General features: G+C 72.3%; 15 protein-coding genes and 1 pseudogene. 4 read left to right on the forward strand and 12 right to left on the reverse strand.

All coding sequences use genetic code 11. The features are described from left to right. Nucleotides 1-15: 15 nt before the first annotated feature. The gene (locus O7629_RS16245; protein WP_278170168.1) at nt 16-1,476 is read right to left on the reverse strand and encodes a PLP-dependent aminotransferase family protein; all 1,461 of its coding nucleotides are present in this window, start codon (nt 1,474-1,476) and stop codon (nt 16-18) included. A gap of 59 nt (nt 1,477-1,535) precedes the next feature. On the opposite strand from O7629_RS16245, the gene O7629_RS16250 reads away from it, so the two are divergent. Next, a complete protein-coding gene (locus tag O7629_RS16250; RefSeq protein WP_278170169.1) occupies nt 1,536-2,342 on the forward strand; it encodes a hypothetical protein in 807 nt (268 codons plus the stop codon). Here the strand turns inward: O7629_RS16250 and O7629_RS16255 are convergent. Continuing rightward, nucleotides 2,317-3,834, reverse strand: coding sequence for a beta-N-acetylhexosaminidase (locus tag O7629_RS16255; RefSeq protein WP_278170170.1), 1,518 nt, complete (start codon nt 3,832-3,834; stop codon nt 2,317-2,319). The genes O7629_RS16250 and O7629_RS16255 overlap by 26 nt on opposite strands. Before the next feature lie 56 nt (nt 3,835-3,890). Between O7629_RS16255 and O7629_RS16260 the strand changes: the two genes are divergently transcribed. Further along, nucleotides 3,891-4,367: a hypothetical protein gene (locus O7629_RS16260; RefSeq protein ID WP_278170171.1), complete on the forward strand. Its 477-nt coding sequence runs from the start codon at nt 3,891-3,893 to the stop codon at nt 4,365-4,367. A 33-nt stretch (nt 4,368-4,400) separates the two neighbouring features. Here the strand turns inward: O7629_RS16260 and hisF are convergent, their stop codons facing one another. The 8 genes and pseudogenes from hisF to hisD all read right to left on the reverse strand — a co-directional run bounded on the left by hisF (nt 4,401) and on the right by hisD (nt 10,344). After that, on the reverse strand, nt 4,401-5,183 hold the full coding sequence (hisF, locus tag O7629_RS16265) for an imidazole glycerol phosphate synthase subunit HisF (protein WP_278170172.1): 783 nt from the start codon (nt 5,181-5,183) through the stop codon (nt 4,401-4,403). Then, a complete protein-coding gene (priA, locus tag O7629_RS16270) occupies nt 5,180-5,926 on the reverse strand; it encodes a bifunctional 1-(5-phosphoribosyl)-5-((5-phosphoribosylamino)methylideneamino)imidazole-4-carboxamide isomerase/phosphoribosylanthranilate isomerase PriA (protein ID WP_278170173.1) in 747 nt (248 codons plus the stop codon). The genes hisF and priA overlap by 4 nt, the downstream gene beginning before the upstream one ends. 27 nt (nt 5,927-5,953) lie before the next feature. Further along, the gene (locus O7629_RS16275; protein ID WP_278170174.1) at nt 5,954-6,280 is read right to left on the reverse strand and encodes a hypothetical protein; all 327 of its coding nucleotides are present in this window, start codon (nt 6,278-6,280) and stop codon (nt 5,954-5,956) included. Continuing rightward, the gene (hisH, locus tag O7629_RS16280) at nt 6,277-6,942 is read right to left on the reverse strand and encodes an imidazole glycerol phosphate synthase subunit HisH (RefSeq protein ID WP_278170175.1); all 666 of its coding nucleotides are present in this window, start codon (nt 6,940-6,942) and stop codon (nt 6,277-6,279) included. Before hisH ends, O7629_RS16275 begins: the two co-directional genes overlap by 4 nt. Beyond that, on the reverse strand, nt 6,942-7,112 hold the full coding sequence (locus tag O7629_RS16285; protein WP_278170176.1) for a hypothetical protein: 171 nt from the start codon (nt 7,110-7,112) through the stop codon (nt 6,942-6,944). Before O7629_RS16285 ends, hisH begins: the two co-directional genes overlap by 1 nt. A gap of 1 nt (nt 7,113) precedes the next feature. Beyond that, nucleotides 7,114-7,725 (reverse strand): imidazoleglycerol-phosphate dehydratase HisB, encoded by a 612-nt coding sequence (gene hisB, locus O7629_RS16290; protein ID WP_123602584.1) that lies wholly within the window; start codon nt 7,723-7,725, stop codon nt 7,114-7,116. A gap of 112 nt (nt 7,726-7,837) precedes the next feature. Further along, nucleotides 7,838-8,959, reverse strand: a pseudogene (locus O7629_RS16295) (histidinol-phosphate transaminase); the annotation flags it as partial. Then, a complete protein-coding gene (gene hisD / locus O7629_RS16300; RefSeq protein ID WP_278170177.1) occupies nt 8,956-10,344 on the reverse strand; it encodes a histidinol dehydrogenase in 1,389 nt (462 codons plus the stop codon). The gene hisD and the pseudogene O7629_RS16295, both read right to left, overlap by 4 nt. 87 nt (nt 10,345-10,431) lie before the next feature. Between hisD and O7629_RS16305 the strand changes: the two genes are divergently transcribed. Next, entirely contained in the window at nt 10,432-11,133 is a 702-nt protein-coding gene (locus O7629_RS16305) for an LON peptidase substrate-binding domain-containing protein (protein ID WP_278170178.1), read from the forward strand. Here O7629_RS16305 and O7629_RS16310 read toward each other — a convergent pair. Both O7629_RS16310 and dnaE read right to left on the reverse strand, forming a co-directional pair. Continuing rightward, nucleotides 11,048-11,899, reverse strand: a complete 852-nt coding sequence (locus tag O7629_RS16310; protein ID WP_278170179.1) for a DUF2567 domain-containing protein — start codon at nt 11,897-11,899, stop codon at nt 11,048-11,050. The two genes, O7629_RS16305 and O7629_RS16310, sit on opposite strands and share 86 nt — an antisense overlap. A gap of 21 nt (nt 11,900-11,920) precedes the next feature. Beyond that, complete coding sequence (gene dnaE, locus O7629_RS16315) at nt 11,921-15,463, reverse strand: DNA polymerase III subunit alpha (protein ID WP_278170180.1); 3,543 nt, start codon at nt 15,461-15,463, stop codon at nt 11,921-11,923. A 190-nt stretch (nt 15,464-15,653) separates the two neighbouring features. Between dnaE and O7629_RS16320 the strand changes: the two genes are divergently transcribed. Continuing rightward, the gene (locus O7629_RS16320; protein ID WP_278170182.1) at nt 15,654-17,228 is read left to right on the forward strand and encodes a hypothetical protein; all 1,575 of its coding nucleotides are present in this window, start codon (nt 15,654-15,656) and stop codon (nt 17,226-17,228) included. Nucleotides 17,229-17,244 lie beyond the last annotated feature (16 nt).

The raw sequence follows: 17,244 nt of genomic DNA on the forward strand, positions 1-17,244 counted from the left end.
GGGCACCAGCCGCCGTCAGGCGATCATGGCGGGCTCCCGCCACTGGCGGCGGCTGGTGCGGTCAAGGTCGTAGCGCACGGCGGCGATCCGCCGTACCGCGTCGGTCAGCACCGGCACCGGCAGGGTGAACGGCAACCGCAGGAACCGCTCCAGGGTGCCGTCGATGCCGAACCTGGGGCCGGGGGCCAGCCGTACCCCGGACTCCTCGGCCGCTCGGGCGAGCGCGCTGGAGATCGGGCCGTCCAGCTCCGCCCAGAGGGTCACCCCGCCGTGCGGCACGCTGACCCGCCACTCGGGCAGCACGTTGGCCAGCTCGGCGAGCAGCGCGTCCCGCTGGGCGGTGAGCTGCGCCAACCGGGCCGGCACGATGGTGTCCGCCGCGGCCAGCAGGTGGACCCCGACCAGCTGGTCGAGCACCGGACCGGCCATGTCCACCCCGACCCGCAGGGCGGCGAGCCGCTGCACCAACGGCGCCGAGGCCCGTACCCAGCCGATCCGCAACCCACCCCAGTAGGGCTTGCTCATCCCCCCGATGGAGATCACCCGGGAGTGCCGATCGAAGACCGCGGTCGGCGGCGGCACCGGGGTGCCGTCCAGCGGCAGGTCCACGAACGACTCGTCGACCACCAGGTCGGTGCCGCTGGCGTGGGCCGCCGCGACCACTCGTTCCCGCAGCTCGGCCGACATCAGGTGACCGGTCGGATTCTGGAACTCGGGGATCAGGTAGGCCAGCCGGGGCCGGTCCTGCCGGATCGCGCCGAGCAGCAGGTCGGCGTCCCACCCGCCGCCGGCGGTGGTCGCCAGTCCGTGGGTGGCGATCCGGGCCCGACGGGCGGCGAGCGCGGCGAGCGCGTTCGGGTAGGTGGGCGACTCGACCAGCACCGGCGCACCGGCCGGCAGCAGCAGCCGCAGCACCAGGTCGAGGGCGTGCTGGGTGCCGCTGGTCACCATGATCTGCTCCGCGCTGGTAGGCAGGCCACGCCGGGTGTAGCCGTGCGCGACCGCGGCCCGCAGCTCGGCCAGCCCGGTCGGGTAGTAGCCGGCGTGCTGCAGGAAGCGGGGCAGGTCCTCGGCTGCGGCCCGGGCCGCCGGTACCAGCTCGGGTGGGGCGGCCAGCGCCGCGTACCCCAGGTCGATCATGTCGGGAGCGGTCTCCGCGGTCCACAGCCCGGAGCTGGCCACCTGGTGTCCGGTGGGCAGCGTGGTCCAGCTGCCGGCCCCCCGGCGGCTGGTCAGGTGGCCGGTCTCCCGCAGACTGCGGTACGCGGCGGTGACGGTGGTCCGGCTGACCCGCAGCGCCTCGGCCAGTTCCCGCTCGGCCGGCAGCCGTACGCCGAGCGCCAGCCGCCCGTCGGCGAGCAGGCCGCGGACCGCCCCGGCCAACGCGGCGTAGTCCGGGTTGCGCCGCCGGCCGGGCAGGGCATGCCACTGGCCGAGCAGCCGGGCCAATTGGCTGCCACGCACAATCACCGCCATAACCAGTTGCCTCCGATTGGTCGTTTCGCGATCGCCGATTGGCCTTCAGAGTGGCATGCATGACCAAAATTGGCAATGGCGGTGGCCTCCTCCGCAGATCGGACCCCGACCCCGGTCACCACCCCGGTGGCCGCCCCGGCCGACACCCGGGTCGGCGGCTGCCCCGGCGGCTCGGGCAGCTCTACGCCGGCCTCGCCCTGTACGGCGTCAGCATGGCGCTGATGATCGAGTCGGATCTCGGGCTGAACCCGTGGGACGTCTTCCACCAGGGGTTGACCCAGCTGACCGGGCTGAGCTTCGGGACCGTCACGGTGCTCGTCGGCGGCGCCGTGCTGCTGCTGTGGATACCGCTGCGGCAGCGGCCCGGCCTCGGCACGGTCAGCAACGTGGTGGTGATCGGCGTCGCGGTGGACGCCGGCCTCGCGCTACTGCCCGCACCGACGCAGCTGCCGGTCCGGGGTACGTTCCTGGTCGCCGGAATCGTGCTCAACGGACTGGCCACCGGCCTGTACATCGGGGCGCGGATGGGCCCCGGCCCCCGGGACGGGCTGATGACCGGCTGGGTCGCCCGGCACCCGCGCAGCTCGGTCCGGCTGGTCCGCACCGTGATCGAGCTGACCGTGCTGGCATGCGGCTGGCTGCTCGGCGGCACCGCCGGGGTGGGCACCGTACTCTACGCGGTCGGCATCGGGCCGTTGGCGCAGTTCTTCCTGCCGCTGTGCACCGTACCCACCGGCGCGACCGCGCCCGACCACACCGCGCCCGACCACACCACACCGGACCTCACCGTGTCTGACCCGGCCGCGCCTGACGCCACCGCGCCCGAGCCGGTCCCGGCGGTCAGTCGTCCGGCGGACGGTAGCTGACGCCGACCCGGTCCAGCCGGCGCAGCTGCCCGGTCAGCCGACCACGGAACTCCGCCCACACTCCGGGCGGCACCGCGCCGGTGTCGTCGGTCGGCACCGGTCCGGACCAGCCCACCTCCGCCAACGCGGCCAGCCGGGGGAAGGCCCGCCACCACACCCGCTGCTCGGTGGGCAGGTACTCGCTCCACAACTGCCCCTGCACCCCGAGCACGTCGCCGGGCTGGAACCCGTACACCGTCCGCAGCGGCAGCACCCCGGCGATGGCCAACGGCTCGGCCGGATCGTCGGACTCGGCCCAGTCGAAGTACGTGTGGCTGTACGGCGCGGCGACCACCGGAAGACCGGCGGACCGGGCCAGGTCGATCCGGTCGATGCCCCGCCACGCGAAGACGGTGGACCCGCCCGGAACTCCCCGGTCGAGCAGTTCGTCCCAGACCGCGGTCCGCCGGCCGTGACCGGCCAGATGCTCGGCCAGCCGCCCGGTCCACCAGCCCTGCAGGTCGGCCACCCGGGGCAGGCCGAGCTCGGTGGCCCGGGCGACGGCCGCCGGGTTCGCCGCCCACTCGGCGGTCGGCACCTCGTCGCCGCCGACGTGCACGTACTCGAACGGGAAGACCTCGACCACCTCGTCGAGGATGTGGTGCACGGCGGCCAGGGTGGCCGGTTCCAGGTTGAGTACGTGGGTGGAGATCCCCCAGGTCGTCCCGACGGCCAACTGGCGGGTCGGATCGTTGCCGAACTCGGGATAGGCCGCGATCGCCGCCTGAGCGTGCCCGGGCAGGTCGATCTCCGGCATGATCCGCACGCCGCGCCGGGCCGCGTAGGCCACCAGGTCACGCAGCTCTGCCTGCCGGTACCAGCCGCCGTGCGGCACCCCGTCGCTGCGGCCGTCCCGAAGATGACCGGCCGGCGACGCCGCCCGGAACCCGCCCACCTCGGTCAACCGGGGGTACCGCCGCACCTCGAACCGCCAACCCTGGTCGTCGGTCAGATGCAGGTGCAGGGTGTTGAGCTTGTGCATGGCCAGCACATCGACATAGCGGTAGAGCAGCGGCAGCGGGTGGCACCAGCGGGCCACGTCGAGCAGCGAACCCCGCCACGGGTACGCCGGCACGTCGACGATCTCCACCGTCGGCAGCCGCCACGGCACGCCGCGGATTGGCCCGGCCGCGTACACCTGGTCGGGCAGCAACTGACGCAGCGTCTGCACCGCCCAGCGCAGCCCGGCCTCGGCGGCGGCCACCGCCCGAACCCCGGACGGGTCGACCCGCAGCCGGTAGCCCTCGGCGCCGAGCTCGGGATCGTCGCGCACCAGCAGGCCGATCACGCCGTCGCCGGGCGCCCCGGCCGTCGGCAGCGGCAGCCCGGTCGCCGGGGTGAGCAGTTCGCGTAGCAGGTCGGCGACGCCGGCCGGCGCGAACACACCGGTCGTCGCATCGAGGGCGAAATGCCCGGCCTCACGGATCAGCCGGGTGGGACGCGGCAAAAGCATGTCCACAGCCAAGCACAGGAGTTCCGCCCGCGCGCCCGGCGCGGCATCATGGGCAGATGATGGACGAGGGGTGGGCTTGGTCGGACGCGTGGATCTTCGTCTCGACGGTCATCGCGGGCAAGGTGGGTCGGCACCGCAGGTCGCCGCTGAGCCGCCGACCCGAAGGGGTACGCCTGGTCGACGTGCTCACCACCGCCGAACACCTCAACCAGGCGATCCCCACCCGGGAAGAGATCGAGACCGGGGTACGCCGACTGCTCGGTGCCGGGCTGGTCTCGGTCAGCGACGGCTGGTTCCAGGTGACCGAGGCCGGTGAACAGCTGTGGCGGGACCGGCCACGTAGCGGTCTGACCACCACCGTGGACAGTGTGCACGGGGTGCTCGACCAGCGGTACACCACCGCCGAGGCCGAGTGGCAGCTGGACGACCAGGACCATGCTGCCGCGATGCTCGAATACACCGGGCGTTTCCTACCGCCGGCGCCCCGGCGTTCGGTGGAGAACTCCGCCGCCGCCCGGCAGGGCCGGGCCTGACCTCGGGCGGGTCGACAGGGCCGGCTACGGCGGTCAGCGCACCGGGTGGCCGGCGTCGCGCAGCTCCTGTTTGACCGCGCCGATGGTCAGCTCGCCGAAGTGGAACACGCTAGCGGCGAGAACCGCGTCGGCACCGGCGGCCACCGCCGGTGGGAAGTGCGCGGTGGCACCGGCCCCGCCACTGGCGATCACCGGGATGTCGACCACCGCCCGTACCGCGGCGATGAGTTCGACGTCGAAGCCCGCCTTGGTGCCGTCGGCGTCCATCGAGTTGAGCAGGATCTCCCCGGCACCCAGTTCGGCGCCGCGCCGCGCCCAGGCCACCGCGTCGATCGCGGTCCCCCGCCGACCGCCGTGCGTGGTCACCTCGAACCCGCTGGGCGTGTCACCGCTGGCCACCGTCTGCGGCCCGGCGCGGCGCACGTCCAGGGACAGCACCAGCACCTGCCGGCCGAACCGGTCGGCGATCTCGGCGATCAGATCGGGTCGGGCGATCGCCGCGGTGTTCACCCCGACCTTGTCCGCCCCGGCGCGCAGCAGCGTGTCCACGTTCTCCACCGACCGCACCCCGCCGCCGACGGTGAGCGGGATGAAGACCGACTCGGCGGTCCGGCGGACCACGTCCAGCATGGTGCCGCGGGCGTCGGAGGAGGCGGTGACGTCGAGGAAGGTCAACTCGTCCGCGCCGGCCGCGTCGTAGGCCGCGGCCAACTCGACCGGGTCCCCGGCGTCGCGCAGGTCGACGAAGTTGACCCCCTTGACCACCCGGCCCGCGTCCACGTCGAGGCAGGGGATCACCCGGACCGCGACGGTCACGCGGAAACCTCCGATCGGCCGGCGTCGCGCAGCGCGGCGAGCGCCTGCGCGACGCTGAACGCGCCGGCGTACAACGCCTTGCCGGCGATCACTCCCTCCACGCCGGCCGATTCCAGAGTGGCAAGCGCCCGTAGATCATCCAGGGTGGACACGCCGCCGGAGGCGATCACCGGTGCGTCGGTCCGCGAGCACACCTCACGGAGCAGGTCCAGGTTCGGTCCCCGCATGGTGCCGTCCTTGGTGATGTCGGTGACCACGTACCGCGCGGCACCGGCCTTGTCCAGCCGTTCGAGGATCTCGAACAGGTCGCCACCGTCGCGGGTCCAGCCCCGGGCGGCCAGGGTGCGGCCGCGCACGTCCAGGCCGATCGCGACCCGGTCGCCGTACTCCGCGACGATCCGGTCACACCAGACCGGGTCCTCCAACGCGGCGGTGCCGATGTTGACCCGGGCCGCGCCGGTGCCCAGCGCGGCGGCGAGCGACTCGTCGTCGCGGATCCCGCCGGACAACTCCACCGCCACGTCGATCTGCCGGACCACCTCGGCGAGCAGGTGGGCGTTGCTGCCCCGGCCGAAGGCGGCGTCGAGGTCGACCAGGTGGATCCACTCCGCCCCGTCACGCTGCCAGGCGAGCGCCGCCTCCAGCGGATCGCCGTAGGAGGTTTCGCTACCGGCCGCGCCCTGGACCAGGCGGACAGCCTGGCCGTCGGCGACGTCGACAGCGGGAAGCAGGGTCAGGGTCACGGATCGTCTCCTCGAAGATGGTGGGTCTCAGGTCCGTCGGCCGAGCGCGATCACCACGACGGCGGGTGCCACGAGCAGCAGTACGGCGATCAGCAGCAGGCGCAGCGCCATGTCCGGCACGGCCAGCCAGACGACCGCCAGCGCCGCCACGGTCAGCACCGCGATCCCGGCACGTTCGGCGCGGCTACGCCGGATGAACAGCCGCCCGGTGCGCCCGCCCGGCCGACGCGGGGTGAGCCGGCGCAGCGCGGACCGGCGCCGCTGCCGGCGGGCGCTGGTCCGGGCGCGGGCGGCCCGCTCGCGTTCCGCCTCGGCCAGCCGGGCGGCCCGGCGGCGGGCCCGTTCCTTGCTCACCGGTCCTCCCCTCCCGGCATGGTCGGTGGAGTCAACGTGGCCAGCCAGTTGCCCAGCAGGATCGCCCCGGTCTGGGCAGACTTCTCCGGATGGAACTGCGTCGCCGACAACGCACCACGTTCGGCGGCGGCCACGAAACCGGCCCCATGGTCGGTGGTGGTGACCAGGACGTCGGCGGCGGTCAGCTGGTCGACGGCGAGCGCCGCGTACGAGTGCACGAAGTAGAACCGGGCATCGTCGGGCAGGCCGCCGAACAGCGTGCTGCCGGCCGGCGCGGCCACGGTGTTCCAGCCCATGTGCGGCACCCGCTCGGCGGGCAGCCGACGAACCCCGCCGGGCAGCAGGCCGAGCCCTTTGGTGACCACCCCGTGCTCCTCGCCGTACTCGAAGAGGATCTGCATGCCGACGCAGATGCCGAGCACCGGGCGACCCTCGGCGACCCGCCGCGCGATCACCGGCGCCGCACCCAGCTCGTCGATACCGGACATGCAGGCCGCGTACGCGCCGACGCCCGGCACCACCAGCCCGGCGGCGGCGTCGGCCACGGCCAGGTCGGCGGTCACGGTCACCTCGGCACCGGCCCGGGCCAGAGCCCGTTCGGCGGAGCGCAGATTGCCGGAGCCGTAGTCGAGCACCACGACGGCCGGCGGTGGCGTGGCCATCAGTCACCTCCGGGTAGCAGCCAGAACACGCCGGCGGCGACCGCCAGCAGGGCGAGACCGGCGGCGAGGCCGACGGCACCGCGCCCGGCACCCTGACGACGCAGCGACCAGGCACCACCGACCAGCACCCCGGCCAGCGCGAACAGCGCCACCGGCAGGAAGCTGTCCACGTTACAGCGCGCCTTTGGTGCTGGGCACCGAGCCGGCCGACCGAGGGTCGATCGCCACCGCCTCGCGCAGCGCCCGGGACACCGCCTTGAACTGGGCCTCGACCACGTGGTGCGCGTCCGGGTGGCCGCCGTCGCGGGCGGCCCGCAGCACCGACACGTGCAGCGTGATCATGGCCGAGTGGCCGAGCGACTCCCAGATGTGCCGGGTCATGCTGGTCGGGTAGACCGGCCCGATGTACGGCGCCAGCGCCGGCTCGTCGTGCACCACGTACGGCCGGCCGGACAGGTCGACCGCCGCCCGTACCAGTACCTCGTCCATCGGGATGGTGGCCGAGCCGTACCGGCGGATGCCCGCCTTGTCGCCCAGCGCCTGGCGCAGCGCCGTGCCCAGTGCGATCGCCGTGTCCTCCATCGTGTGATGTGCGTCGATCTCCAGATCACCGACCGTCTGGACGGTCAGGTCGAAGCCGCCGTGCCGGGCGATCTGGTGCAGCATGTGGTCGTAGAAGCCGACACCGGTGCCGATGTCGGCGGTGCCGGTGCCATCGAGGTCCAGCTCCACCAGCACCTTGGTCTCGGCCGTGGTGCGTTCGACCCGCGCGGTGCGGTTCATCACTTCACTCCGTTCCGCCGGCGCGCGCCGGACGCAGGCCGGCGCGCGACTCGGTCATCGCGGCTGTCTCGGACTTGGTAGCTCGTTCGGACCCGGCGACCGGCTCGGACCTGGCGACCAGTTCGGTCATCGCGCCGAGGAACGCGTCGGTCTCCTGCGGCGTCCCGGCCGTCACCCGCAGCCAGCCGGCCAGCCCGACGTCACGGACCAGCACCCCACGTTCCAGCAACGCCTGCCAGACGGCCCGCTGGTCGCCGCCGCCACCGACGCCACCGCCGTCGTCGTCACCGACGCCGTTGACGCCGAACAGCACGAAGTTGGCGTCGCTGTCCGCCACGGCGAGCCCGAGCCGACGCAGCTCGGCGACGATCCGGTCCCGCTGTTGCATGATCACCCGTACCGTACCGAGCAGGGTGTCCCGGTGCGCCAGCGCCGCCCGGGCCGCCGCCTGGGTCAGCGCCGACAGATGGTAGGGCAGACGGACCAGTTGGACCGCGTCGACCACCGCGGGATGCGCGGCCAGGTAGCCCAGTCGACCGCCGGCGAACCCGAACGCCTTGCTCATCGTCCGGGTCACCACCAGCCGTGGATGCGTCGACAGCAGCCGCACCGCGCTGGCCGTACCCGGACGGGCGAACTCGGCGTACGCCTCGTCGACGACGACCATGCCCGGCGCGGCGGCCAGCACCGCCCGCACCACCGCCGGGTCCAGAGCGGTCCCGGTCGGGTTGTTCGGGGAGCAGAGGAAGACCAGGTCCGGCTGGTGTTCGACCACCTGGCCGGCAGCGTCGTCGGCGGACAGGTCGAAATCGGGTCCGCGTCGGCCGTCCACCCACCGGGTGCCGGTGCCCACCGCCAGCAACGGATGCATCGAGTACGCCGGGGTGAAGCCGAGCGCCACCCGGCCGGGACCGGCGAACGCCTGCAGCAACTGCTGCTGGATCTCGTTGGAGCCGTTGGCCGCCCACACCCCGGCGGTGGTCAGCCCGTGGCCGAGATAGCCGGCCAGGTCGGCCCGCAGTGCGACCGCGTCGCGGTCCGGGTAGCGGTTGAGTTGCCGCAGCTCGGCGGTGACCGCCTCGGCGATCGCCTCGACCACGACGTCCGGCAGCGGGTAGGAGTTCTCGTTGGTGTTGAGCCGCACCGCAACGTCCAACTGCGGTGCCCCGTACGGGCTGCGACCGCGCAGATCGTCGCGGATCGGCAGGTCGTCCAGGGTGATCGGGCCGGTCATCTGGCCACCGCCGATCGACCCGCGGCCGGGGAGACGGCCGGTGAGTTCGCCGCCGGGCCGGCGATGCCGGTCGGGTCGGTGAACCGGGCCCGGACCGCCTGCCCGTGCGCCGGCAGGTCCTCCGCCTCGGCCAGGGTGACCACGTGGTCGGCGACGTCACGCAACGCGTCCGCGTCGTACTCGACGAGGTGGACGCCGCGCAGGAAGGACTGCACCGACAGGCCCGAGGAGTGCCGGGCGCAACCGCCGGTGGGCAGTACGTGGTTGGAGCCGGCGCAGTAGTCACCCAGCGACACCGGGGCGTACGCGCCGACGAAGACCGCCCCGGCGTTGCGGACCCGCAGCGCCCACTGCCGGGCGTCCCGGGTCTGGATCTCCAGGTGCTCGGCGGCGTACGCGTCGACCACGGCCAGACCGGCTTCGAGGTCGTCGACCAGGACCGTGCCGGACTGCTCGCCGCCGAGCGCGGTCGCGATCCGGTCGGCGTGCCGGGTGGCCGGCACCTGCCGGGCCAGTTCCTGGTCGACCGCGTCGGCCAGCCCGGTCGACGGGGTGACCAGCACGCTGGCCGCCAACGGGTCGTGCTCGGCCTGGCTGATCAGGTCGGCGGCGACGTGCACCGGGTCCGCGGTGTCGTCGGCGAGGATGGCGATCTCGGTCGGGCCGGCCTCGGCGTCGATACCGACCACCCCGCGCAGCAGCCGCTTGGCGGCGGTGACCCAGATGTTGCCCGGCCCGGTGATCACGTCGACCGGGGCGCACCGGTCGGTCCCGTCCGGGTCGACCGCAGCACCGTAGCCGAGCATCGCGACGGCCTGGGCGCCGCCGACCGCGTACACCTCGTCGACGCCGAGCAGGGCGCAGGCGGCCAGTACCCGCGAATCGGGCAACCCGTCGTTGTCGCGCTGCGGCGGGCTGGTCACCACCAGCGATGCCACCCCGGCGACCTGGGCGGGGACCACGTTCATCACCACGGTCGACGGGTACACCGCCAACCCGCCGGGCACGTACAGCCCGACCCGGCCGACCGGCACCCAGCGTTCGGTGACGGTGCCGCCGGGCACCACCTGGGTGGTGACGTCGGTCCGGCGCTGGTCGGCGTGCACCCGCCGGGCCCGGTCGATGGATTCCAGCAGGGCTGCCCGGACCCCGGGATCGAGGTCGCGCTCGGCCGCGGCGAGCGCCTCGGCGGGCACCCGCAGCCGGTGCGGGCTGACCTCGTCGAACCGCTCGGCCGCCTCCCGGATCGCCGGGTAGCCATGGTCACGGACCGCCTCCACCAGCGGGCGGATCCGCTCGACCGCCACGGAGACGTCGAGCTGGGCACGGGGCAGCAGGCCACGCGGGTCAGGTGACCCGCCTCGCAGGTCGATCCGGTTCAGCACGCTTGCGAGTCTAGGCGTCCTCCCACTGGCCGGACGCCGGCCGTCCAGCGGACGGGACAGTGAGCGTGACCACGCTAGGCTCGACCGGTGGGTCAGCGGCTACCGGTCTTTCCGCTCGGGACGGTGCTCTTCCCCGGGTTGGTGCTGCCTCTGCACATCTTCGAGGAGCGTTACCGGGCACTGGTCCGGCATCTGACCAGCCTGCCCGAGGGCGTCACCCGGGAGTTCGGGGTGGTGGCGATCCGGCGTGGCTGGGAGGTGCTGCCGAGCGCCGGGCCGCCGGGCGCGCCGGCACCGACCTCGGTGAGCCTGCACGAGATCGGCTGCACGGCTCAGCTGCGGCAGGTCACCGAGCTGCCGAACGGGCGGTACGACATCGTGACGGTGGGCCGGCGCCGGTTCCGGATCACCGACCTGGCCACCGAAGGTACGCCGTACCTCACCGCGTCGGTGCAGTGGCTGCCCGAGCCGACCGGGTCCGAGGAGCTGGCCGACCTGCTGGCCCCGCAGGTACTCGCGGTGTTCCGGCAGTATCTCGACCTGGTCCGGACCGACTCGGCCGAGATCACCGAGCAGCTGCCGGAGACGCCGACCGTGCTCTCCCACCTGGTGGCGGCGACCGCCGCGTTGCACATCAGCGAGCGGCAGGCGCTGCTGGCGGAGCTGGACACCGCCCGACGGCTGCGGGCCGAGCTGCGGATGCTCAATCGGGAGGTGGCGCTGCTGCGCCGGGTGCGGGCGGTGCCGGTCCCGTTGCCCGAGTTGGCGGTTCCGGCGAGTCCGAACTGATCCGCGGATCGGCGGCGACGTCCGGGGCCGGACGCACGTCCGGGGCCGCTGGGAGGATCGGAAGGTCAGGCCCGGCTTCGCCCCGGTCCGGCCCGGGACGCAGGTCCGGGTGGCTGGACCAGCCGGCCAGCATGGTGTACGCCAGCACTGCGCCGAGCGCCGGAGCGCCGAACGCGCCGGTGACCGTCGGCAGCACGCCGAACCACAGGTCGAAGTCGCCGGCCTGCAGGTCCGGTGGCCGCTCCAACTGGGCACCGAGCGCCGCCGCCTCGATCGCCCGCTGGTAGCCGGCCAGGCCGATCTGCCGGCCGAGGGCCCAGGCCAGCGCCGCCGCGCCGAGCCCACCGGCGGTGACGGCGACCAGCCCGTACGGGCCACGGGACCGGGGCAGCGACGCCCAGACGACGATCCCGGCGAGGATCCCGTAGCCGACGCCGAGCATCGCGAACCAGCCGTCGGCGGCGACGAAGACCTCCGGGTCGCCGCCCCGTACCGCCGCGCCCTGCTCGGTCTTGACCACCGGGATCCAGGGGGCCAGCAGCGACCAGGCGACGCCGAGCGGAGCACCGCCCACGGTGATCGCGGCGGCGACGTACAGCCCTGGCCGTCGCCAGATCCGGCGCCGGCCGGCGGCTGGGTTGGACGCCGCCGCGCCGACGTCGGGCGGGGGTGCCGGCGACGCGCCGATGTCGGGCGGGGGTGCCGGCGACGCCCCGGACGGGCCGGTCGGGTCGCCGGGTGGGCCGGCGTCGGCGGTGGAACTCACCCGTCGATCCTCTCGCAGATCTCAGCCGGCCACGGCGGTAGGGCCGAGGAGCGCCTTGAGGTCGGCCATCAACGCGGTCGTCGGGGCGACCCGGTGCGGGCCGAGACGCAGCAGGGTGGCGCGGCCACCGTTGACGAGTTTGACGTGCACCTCGGCCGAACCGGGGTGGCTGGTCAGCACGTCGCGGAGGCTGTCGACCAGCGGCGGGGTGCAGCGGGCCGGGGACAGCGCGATCACGATGGGCTTGATCTCGTCCGCCGCGGTGATCTCTGGTACGGACAGGTCCATCGCCATCAGTCGGGGCTGGTCGTCGCGTCGGTCGACCCGGCCCTTCACCACGACGATCGCGTCCTCGGCGATGTACTGGCCGACGAGTTCGTAGGTGTTCGGGAAGAACAGCACCTCGACTGCGCCGCCCAGGTCCTCCAGGGTGGCCGAGGCCCACGCCCGGCCCTGCTTGGTGATCCGCCGCTGCACCCCGGAGAGGATGCCGGCCAGGTTGACCACGGTGCCGTCGGCGACCGCGCCGTCCTCGGCCAGGGCGGCGATGGACATGTCCGCAGCGTTGGCGAGGACGTGCTCGACACCGAACAGCGGGTGGTCGGAGACGTACAGGCCGAGCATCTCCCGTTCGAAAGTGAGCAGGTCGGTCTTGTCCCACTCGCCGTCCGGGATCGGCGGGGTGACCACCATCGGGCCCGCGCCGCCGCCGGCCGGGTCGGCGGCACCGAACGCGTCACCGAACAAGTCGTACTGGCCGACCGCCTCGTTGCGTTTCAGATCCATGAACGAGTCGATCGCGTCGGCGTGCACGGTCAGCAGACCCCGGCGGGTGTGCCCCAACGAGTCGAACGCGCCCGCCTTGATCAACGACTCGACGGTACGTTTGTTGCAGGCCACCGCGTCGACCTTGCGCAGGAAGTCGTAGAAGTCGGTGTAGGCGCCCTTGTCCTTGCGGCACCGGGCGATCGCGTCGACCACGTTCGTGCCCACGTTACGCACGGCGGCCAGGCCGAACCGGATGTCGGCGCCGACGGCGGTGAACCGGGCCCCGGAGGCGTTGACGTCCGGCGGCAGCACCTTGATCTTCATCCGCCGGCACTCGGCCAGGTAGACGGCGGCCTTGTCCTTGTCGTCGCCGACGCTGGTCAGCAGCGCGGCCATGTACTCGGCCGGGTAGTTGGCCTTCAGGTACGCCGTCCAGTAGGACACCAGTCCGTAGCCGGCGGTGTGCGCCTTGTTGAACGCGTAGTCGGAGAACGGGACCAGGATGTCCCACAGCGTCTTGATCGCCTCGTCGGAGTAGCCGTTGTCCCGCATGCCCTGCGAGAACGGCACGTACTCCTTGTCCAGGATCTCCTTCTTCTTCTTACCCATCGCCCGACGCAGCAGGTCCGCGGCGCCGAGCGTGTAGCCGGCCAGCTGCTGGGCGATCGCCATGACCTGCTCCTGGTAGACGATCAACCCGTAGGTGTCGCCCAGGATGTCGGCGAGCGGTTCGGCCAGCTCGGGGTGGATCGGCACCACCGGTTTGCGGTTGTTCTTGCGGTCGGCGTACTCGTTGTGCGCGTTGGCGCCCATCGGACCCGGCCGGTACAGGGCGAGGACGGCGGAGATGTCCTCGAAGTTGTCCGGCACCATCGAGCGCAGCAGTGACCGCATCGGCCCACCGTCGAGCTGGAACACCCCGAGCGTGTCACCCCGGGCGAGCAGCTCGTAGGCGCGTTTGTCGTCCAGCGGCAGATCCTCCAGGACCAGGTTCAGGTTCTGGTTGTCGGCGATCCCGGCCAGACAGTCGTCCATCACGGTCAGGTTGCGCAGCCCGAGGAAGTCCATCTTCAGCAGGCCGATGGACTCACACGCGCCCATGTCCCACTGGGTGATGATCGCCCCGTCCTGCTCCCGCTTCTGGATCGGCAGCACGTCCACCAAGGGGTCGCGGGACAGGATCACCCCGGCCGCGTGCACCCCCCACTGCCGTTTCAGCCCCTCCAGGCCCTTGGCCGTGTCGACGATCTTGCGGACCTCGCCGTCGGACTCGTACAGCGCCCGGAACTCCACCGCCTCCGGGTAGCGCGGGTGCTTCGGGTCGAAGATGCCGGTCAGCGGGATGTCCTTGCCCATCACCGGCGGCGGCATCGCCTTGGTGATCCGGTCACCCATCGCGAACGGATAGCCGAGCACCCGCGCCGCGTCCTTGATCGCGGCCTTCGCCTTGATCGTGCCGTAGGTGATGATCTGGGCGACCCGTTCCTCGCCGTACCGCTCGGTCGCGTAGCGAATCATGTCACCGCGGCGACGCTCGTCGAAGTCCATGTCGATATCCGGCATCGACACCCGGTCCGGATTCAGGAACCGCTCGAACAGCAGGCCGTGCGGGATCGGGTCCAGCTCCGTGATACCCAGGGCGTACGCGATCAGCGCCCCGGCCGCCGAACCACGGCCCGGACCGACCCGGATCCCCTCCCGCTTGGCGTAGTGCACCAGGTCCGCGGTCACCAGGAAGTAGCCCGGGAACCCCATCTTGAGGATCACGTCGAGCTCGTACTCGGCCTGCCGGCGGTGCCCGTCGGGCACCCCGCCGGGGAAGCGGCGCTCCAGCCCACGCAGCACCTCGGCCCGCAGGAACGACTCCTCGGTCTCCCCGGCCGGCACCGGGAACTGCGGCATCAGGTCCCGGGACGCGAACAACGCCGAATAGTCGCCGATCTTCTCGGCGATCTCTAGGGTGTTGTCACATGCTCCCGGCACCTCCGCGTCCCACAGTTTCCGCATGTCCGCCGCGGATTTCAGATAGAAGTCCCGCGCGTCGAACTTGAACCGCTTCGGGTCCGCCATCGTCGAACCGGACTGGACACACAGCAGCACCTCGTGCGCGTCCGCGTCCCGTTCATGCGTGTAGTGCAGATCATTGGTCGCGACCGGTTTGAGATTCAACCGCTTTCCGAGCCGGATCAGATCATCCCGGACCCGGGTTTCGATACCCAGTCCGTGATCCATCAGCTCCAGGTAGAAATTGTCAGCGCCGAAGATGTCGCGGAATTCGGCCGCCGACGCGCACGCCTTCTCGAAGTCACCGATCCGCAACCAGGTCTGGACCTCACCGGACGGACACCCCGTGGTCGCGATGATCCCCTTACCGTACTCGTTCAGCAGTTCCCGGTCCGCACGCGGCTTGTAGAAGTACCCCTCCAGGCTCGCCCGCGAGCCCAGCCGGAACAGGTTGCGCAGGCCGTCCGCGTCCGCCGCCAGCATCGTCATGTGCGTGTACGCGCCACCACCGGAGACGTCGTTCTCCCCGCCGTCGGCCCACCGTACCCTCGTCCGGTCCCGCCGGTCCGTCCCGGGTGTGAGATACGCCTCCAGGCCGATGATCGGTTTCACCCCGGCACCGGTCGCCTGCTTGAAGAAATCGTACGCGCCGAAAAGATTGCCGTGGTCGGTCATCGCCAGGGCCGGCATTTCCAGACGGTTGGCCTCGGCGAACAGTTCCTTCAACCGGGCCGCTCCATCGAGCATCGAATACTCTGTGTGCACGTGCAGGTGCACAAAACTATCGGACACCGACCCGGCCCCCTTCTCCCGTCCCGGCACGACCAGCGAACCCTATCGTGTCGCCACCGACGCCGCACCGAGGCGCGCGGGTCCACAGCCGCACGGCGGGCACCACTTTCACTCACCCCGACTCGCGACACTCCCGGGAGAGTACGAGCTCCACCCGACAACACCGTCAGTGAGGGTTTACCGTCTCTGTGTGAGCACAGCCAGACAGAGACCCACATTTCGCTCCAGGCTGGCCGGCATCGGCGTCGAGGCGCTGGTCAGCATCGGCGCCGCGTTCGGGTTCCTGGCCTGGAGCAAAGACATAAATGTCGATCCACTGGACCGAAAGGGCCAGGTGAGCGGCCTGGCAGCACTCCAGCTCCGGTTCGCGGTGCTGGCCGGCGTGCTGGTTGTCGCGATGGTGCTGACCCACCGGCTGCTCGCCCCGGCGCACCGCCCGTACGTCGTCCGGGCCGGCTGCGCCGCGGTCGCCGGGCTCGCCACCGGGCTCGTCGCCGGTGGGATCGCGGTGGCGCTGCGCGGCACCCAGCTGCCGCTGTGGGCCGGCGGCGGCGACTACCAGTGGATCCTCGAATGGACCGCCGCGTTGTGGTCCGGGCAGGAGATATCCGACCACTACCCACCGGTCGTCTTCTGGGTGATCGGGGCCTGGGCCGGGCTGACCGACCAGCCGCACGTCCTCGCCCTCAAGGACCTCCAACTGGCCGGTACCGCCCTGTTCGGCCCGGCCGCCTACCTGGCCTGGCGACTGGTGCTGCGTCCGCTCTGGGCGGTGGCCGTCGGTGTGCTGGCGATGCTGCCGATGATCGAACCGGTCAAGCCGTACCCGCAGATCACCCTGGTGATGCTGATCCCGGTGCTGGTGAAGTTCCTGTCGACGGTCCGCCGGGCGGATCGGATGACCGCCCGGCGGGCGCTGCTGGCCGGCGCGCTGGCCGGGGTCGGCCTCGGGCTGCTCTTCCTGCTCTATTCCGGATGGTTCGTCTGGTGCGCGGGCGGCATGCTGGTGGCCGTCGCGCTGACCGCCCCGTGGCGGACCGGTTGGCGGTCGGTCCTGCTACTCGGCGGCGCGACCGTGGTCAGCTTCGTGCTGGTCGGCTGGGTACATCTACGCGGCCTGCTCGCCCCGACCGGCGGCACCTCCGACGACTACTTCTACTTCGACACCGACACCGAGCCGGCGTACATCGCGATGTGGCGCAACGACCGGCCGGCCGACGTCGGCCCGGTCTGGCCGCCGGTCGGCGAACTCGGCGGAGTCGGGCTGTTCACCCTGCTGCTCGCGGCCGGGCTCGGGCTGGCCCTCACGCTGGCCTGGCGGCGTAGCATCGTGATCGCCCTCGGCGCGTGCGCGGCCAGCGCCTGGTTCCTGCGGATGTGGCTGGCCAGCGAACAGTGGGAGACCCAGACCGTACGGCTGTATCCGCGGACCACCGCCGTGGTGCTCTACTGCCTGCTGATCCTCACCGGATTCGGGGTGCTGCTCGCCGTCCAACGCTGGCGCGGCCGCACCGGCCCCGGCGCCACCGGCCCAGCCGGCCGGGAGTCGACCGCTCCGGTCGGGCTGCTGCTCGTGCCGCTGCTGTTCGTGCTCGCCTCCGCCGGGTCGGCCACCGTCGACCGGTACCTGCCCGACGAGCGGACCAACCACGCCGGCTACTTCGCCTGGATCGCGCACACGACGCCCTACCCGGACGGCCGGTGCTCCCGCTGGGGGGTGGCGCACGGCTGCCAGCCGACGGCCGACCGGGTGCCAGCCGACTGACCGGGCCCAGCCGACT

This window comes from Solwaraspora sp. WMMD792 (assembly GCF_029626105.1).
GTDB lineage: Bacteria > Actinomycetota > Actinomycetes > Mycobacteriales > Micromonosporaceae > Micromonospora_E.